The organism is Streptomyces sp. WAC06614, assembly GCF_003949795.1.
GTDB lineage: Bacteria > Actinomycetota > Actinomycetes > Streptomycetales > Streptomycetaceae > Streptomyces.
Genome location: NZ_RPRY01000472.1, coordinates 1 through 4,090, shown reverse-complemented (window position 1 = coordinate 4,090; position 4,090 = coordinate 1). Strand labels below are relative to the sequence as shown.

Sequence of the window (4,090 nt, the reverse complement as noted above, 5' to 3'; positions counted from 1 at the left end):
CGGCCAGGGCATCGCCGGTATGCGCGAGCGCGCGGCCGTTCACGGGGGGACCCTGCGCGCGGGACCGCTCCCGGGCGGCGGCTGGCACGTCCACACGCGCCTCCACCTCGCCGGCGACAGGGACAGCGCCAGCGCCAGCGCCAGCGACGGAGCGGCTCCCGCATGACGATCCGCATCCTGGTCGCCGACGACGAAGCGCTGCTGCGGATGGCGTTCAGCACGATCCTGGACGCCCAGCCCGACATGGAAGCGGTCGGCGAGGCCGCGGACGGCGACGAGGCCGTACGCCTCACCCGGGAACTGCGCCCGGACGTCGTCCTGATGGACGTCCGGATGCCCGGGACCGACGGCATCGAGGCGACCCGGCGACTCACCGACGTCTCCCCCGGCAGCAAGGTGCTGATCCTCACCACCTTCGACCTCGACGCCTACGCCTTCGCCGGACTCGCCGCCGGAGCCTGCGGCTTCCTGCTGAAGAACACCAGGCCCGAGGAGCTCCTCACCGCGATACGCAACGTGGCCGCGGGCGACGCCGTTCTCGCCCCGAGGATCACCCGCCGCCTGCTCGACGACCTCCGGGCGCAGCTCCCTCACCGGAGCCGGCCCGACCACCACGACGAGCGGCTCAGCCGCCTCAGCACGCGGGAACGCGACGTCCTCGTCAAGGTGGGCAGCGGCCTGTCCAACGCCGAGATCGCGGCCGACCTGAGCCTCGCCGAGGCGACCGTGAAGGGCCACGTCGGGCGGATCCTGCAGAAACTCGGGCTCCGCGACCGCATCCAGGCGGTCGTCTTCGCCTATGACAGCCGCCTGGTCCACCCGGCGTGACACCCCCCGTGCCGCGTCAGCCCGACCGGCTGCACCGTGCCTGGGTCACGCAGTCCTCGAACTCGGGGAGGGAGATCAGGCCGTCCCCGTCCACGTCGGCGACGAGGAACAGCCGCTCCACCTCCTGCGGGCTTCTGTCGCGGCCCGTGAGCCGGGCGAGGGCCCGGCCGAACTCGGACATGTCGAGCAGCCAGTCGTCGTCCGTGTCGAACCTCCCGAACGCGGCCCGCACCTCCGTGCACGCGTCGGACTCACCCTCCATGGCACCGTCCCCCTTACTCCGTGTGCGGGAGCGGTTGCCCGTCATCCGGGCGGCGAAACCTGAGGCGGCCCAGTGCCGGGTCGAGCAGGACCTGTACGGTGCGGGTTCGTCCGCCGAGGCGCTCAGGCGGACGGCGTGGTGCGGCCGGCGCGGAGCCAGCAGGCCAGCCAGGCGATCTCCTTGGCCGCGTCCATGAGGTACGTCGCCGGGATGCGGCGGCGGGGGACGTAGACGAGGTCGACGGCGAGGAACGTCACTGCGGTTCCGATGCCCGTCAGACGGGCGTGCCGGATGCCGGCCGGGTCCCGGGAGGCGGCGAGCATGGCGATTCCGGAGGCCAGCAGCAGGCCGCCCGACGTCTTCTGAAGCCAGTCGTCCTGCTTGGGCCCGTAGACCCTCTCGAAGGTGGGAAGCGATACCAGGGGCCACAGGCCGCCGACCACGTTGAACAGTCCTTGGCCGCGGGCGACCGCGGCGGGTGTCATGGCCATACCTCGTTCACGGCTCCTCCCTGCGCTCGGCGCTCGGTGTCTCCCACCCTCGGGCGAGGGCGCCTACCCGCACGCGGGGCACATATCTCTGCGGCACGCGACCGGAAGGACCCCGCGGTCGTCGGCTCACCTCTCGTCGAAGGCCGGCAGCGGGTCCGCGGCCGCGGTGGGCTGGTGAGGAACGTGCCGTACGTGCCACACGCCCGGTCCAGGGCTCCGCTGCGCGAGCGCCGGGCCCCGTCCCTGCGGGAGGGCGCCCACACCGCGGAGGCGGTTGCGGCGGCGCAGCACGAGGGCGGGGACGGCCCAGCACACGGCGCACCAGAGCCCCAGCGCGGCGCTCAGCAGGAGGGCCGTGGTCGCGCCGGTGATCTGGCGCAGGACGACCAGGAAGCCCAGCAAGGACATGGCCAGCAGCAGGACCAGGGCGGCGGCGAGGAGTCGGGAGGCCCAGGCGACGGTTTCGGACTTCAGCTCCAGGCCGGTGACCATCCGGTGGAGCACGACCGGGCCCGTCAGGCCGGCCATCGCGCCCGCCCCGCACAGCAGGCAGAGCAGGTACAGGATGCGGTCGGTGTGATCCAGCCGGCCGAAGGCGGGGGTGAAGGCGACCGCGAGGAGGAAGGCGACGAACAACTGGACGGCGGTCAGGACCACCCGTACCTCGTGCATCAGCTCCACCCAGAGGCGGTCGGCACGCTCGTCGCACGTCTCCTGCCGCTGCCCGACGTTCGCGGCCCGGGCGATCAACGGGAACCACCCGGTACGGGCGAGCCGCTCGCAGCGGGACGATCAAAGGTGCATCTGGCTGCCATGGGAGGTCACCTCCAGGGACGACCGATCTGGTGCCCCGCCTACCCGGTCGCCTCGCACAGCACACGGGAACGTGTGACGGGAGTGGTTGAAGTCGACGGAAAGGGACAGGCGCCCGGTCTCAGCACAAGGGAAGTCCCTGCACGAGAGAGGAAGGAGTGTCGTCATGCCTGACCGCGAGGAGAGGACGGACGACAGGTCGCCGCTGGAACGCGTGACCGGCGAGGAGGACATGTCCCCCGAGGAGCAGCGCCGGCGCGACCGGACCTCCTCGGAAGGAAAGAGCCGGATCCAGGACATGGCCCACAAGGTCAAGGAGACCGCGCAGGACGTCATGGGGACCAAGAAGCCCGGCGCTTCCGAGTGACGCCGGCAGGCGCACGGCATCAGGGCGGGCATCGCCCCGAGCGGTCTGCCTGACAGGGCCGCGGTGGCCCTGTCAGGCCTGAAGGTCGGCGTCGCAGCCGCCGATTCCTCGAAGACCGGACTCGTGGTGCAGCGTCCAGCACGCGATCCGGTCGCCCTCGCCGCTCAGGCCGCCCGGAAGGGTCAGCTCATGGGGTGGCAAGTGCCGCCGCGGACCATGTCGAGGTGCATGGAGACGACGGGCCGGGCCTTTTCGGCCGCTGCGGTGACGTCGGGGTTGCCGCCCGTGTCGACCTGCTGGTCCAGCAGGGCGAGCGTGGCCTTGTGGCCGGTTTCCTGCAGGGTCAGCCAGGACTTGTCGTAGTCCGGGGAGCCGGCCTTCTGTTGGACGTTCTTCAGCTGCTGCTGTTGCTCCGGCGTCGGAGTGGCGGGCAGGGTGATGTTCAGCTTGTCGGCGAGTTCCTTCACGTCCGCGTCGAGCTTCGTGTGGTCCTTGACGAGCAGGGCACCCACGTCCTTGACGCAGGAGTCCTGCGCGTTCTTCCCCGCGTCCTCGCCCGCGGCGATCTCGGCCAGATTGGCCTGGTGGACGGCGACAACGAACTTCTCGTCGTCGTTGCTCCCGTACGGTGCGGCGTGGGCGGCGGGCGCGCACAGTCCTGCTGCGGCCGCGAGGACACAGGCTGCGGTGCATGCTGAATGGCGCATGGCGATCTTCCTCTCCTGGAGCGGCCGGTCGCCGGACGGAGGGCGGCGGCCCGGACGGCCGGTTCCTCCGGGCGCCTACCCCGTCGCGCATGCGCAAACGTTCGGCGAGGGAGGGGCGGGCGACCGTTCCCGCGCCGCTTCCCGGGCACGCTGGTCGCCGCGTCCGCCCCCGCCGCGGCCGCCGCCGTCCCGGCGCATGAAGGGGGCGATTGCGGTCAGAGGCGGGACGTGAAGATGGACGGCGCTGTCGTCGTGGTCACCGGTGCTTCGAGCGGGATCGGCCGGGCCACCGCCGTGGCGTGCGCGCGGCAGGGTGCGCGCGTGGTGCTGGCCGCCCGCAGCGGCGCCGCGCTGGAGCAGGTGGCCGAGGTGTGCCGGGCCCGTGGTGGGCAGGCGGTCGCCGTGCCGACGGACGTGGCCGACGAACGGGCCGTCGGCGTGCTGGCCGACACCGCGGTGGCCCGGTTCGGCCGGATCGACGTATGGGTGAACGCGGCGGGCGTGGGCATCCTGGGCCGGTTCGACCAGGTGCCGGTACGGGAGCTGCGGCGCCTGCTCGACATCAACGTCGTCGGCGCCGTGAACGGCGCGCGCGCCGCGGTGGCGGTCATGCGGCGCCAGC

7 protein-coding genes and 1 pseudogene are annotated in these 4,090 nt (G+C 72.3%); 4 read left to right on the top strand and 4 right to left on the bottom strand.

Annotated elements, in window-relative coordinates; translation table 11 throughout:
• Both EF918_RS38775 and EF918_RS33365 read left to right on the top strand, forming a co-directional pair.
• Positions 1–166, top strand: a pseudogene (locus EF918_RS38775) (sensor histidine kinase); the annotation flags it as partial.
• On the top strand, positions 163–828 hold the full coding sequence (locus tag EF918_RS33365; protein WP_125652638.1) for a response regulator transcription factor: 666 nt from the start codon (positions 163–165) through the stop codon (positions 826–828). The pseudogene EF918_RS38775 and the gene EF918_RS33365, both read left to right, overlap by 4 nt.
• Positions 829–844: 16 nt before the next feature.
• On the opposite strand, the gene EF918_RS33360 is transcribed toward EF918_RS33365, so the two are convergent.
• The 3 genes from EF918_RS33360 to EF918_RS33350 form a co-directional block, all read right to left on the bottom strand.
• Positions 845–1,090 (bottom strand): EF-hand domain-containing protein, encoded by a 246-nt coding sequence (locus EF918_RS33360; RefSeq protein WP_185922042.1) that lies wholly within the window; start codon positions 1,088–1,090, stop codon positions 845–847.
• A gap of 122 nt (positions 1,091–1,212) precedes the next feature.
• Positions 1,213–1,581, bottom strand: a complete 369-nt coding sequence (locus EF918_RS33355; RefSeq protein ID WP_125652636.1) for a hypothetical protein — start codon at positions 1,579–1,581, stop codon at positions 1,213–1,215.
• Between the two features lie 126 nt (positions 1,582–1,707).
• On the bottom strand, positions 1,708–2,331 hold the full coding sequence (locus EF918_RS33350; protein ID WP_185922041.1) for a DUF6328 family protein: 624 nt from the start codon (positions 2,329–2,331) through the stop codon (positions 1,708–1,710).
• 229 nt (positions 2,332–2,560) lie between these two features.
• Here EF918_RS33350 and EF918_RS33345 point away from each other — a divergent pair, with 229 nt between their 5' ends.
• Positions 2,561–2,761: a hypothetical protein gene (locus tag EF918_RS33345; protein ID WP_125652635.1), complete on the top strand. Its 201-nt coding sequence runs from the start codon at positions 2,561–2,563 to the stop codon at positions 2,759–2,761.
• A 182-nt stretch (positions 2,762–2,943) separates the two neighbouring features.
• Here the strand turns inward: EF918_RS33345 and EF918_RS33340 are convergent, their stop codons facing one another.
• On the bottom strand, positions 2,944–3,468 hold the full coding sequence (locus tag EF918_RS33340; protein WP_125652634.1) for a DUF4142 domain-containing protein: 525 nt from the start codon (positions 3,466–3,468) through the stop codon (positions 2,944–2,946).
• A gap of 234 nt (positions 3,469–3,702) precedes the next feature.
• Here EF918_RS33340 and EF918_RS33335 point away from each other — a divergent pair.
• Positions 3,703–4,090 (top strand): SDR family NAD(P)-dependent oxidoreductase (locus EF918_RS33335; RefSeq protein ID WP_125652633.1); only part of this gene is annotated, 388 nt, incomplete at its 3' end.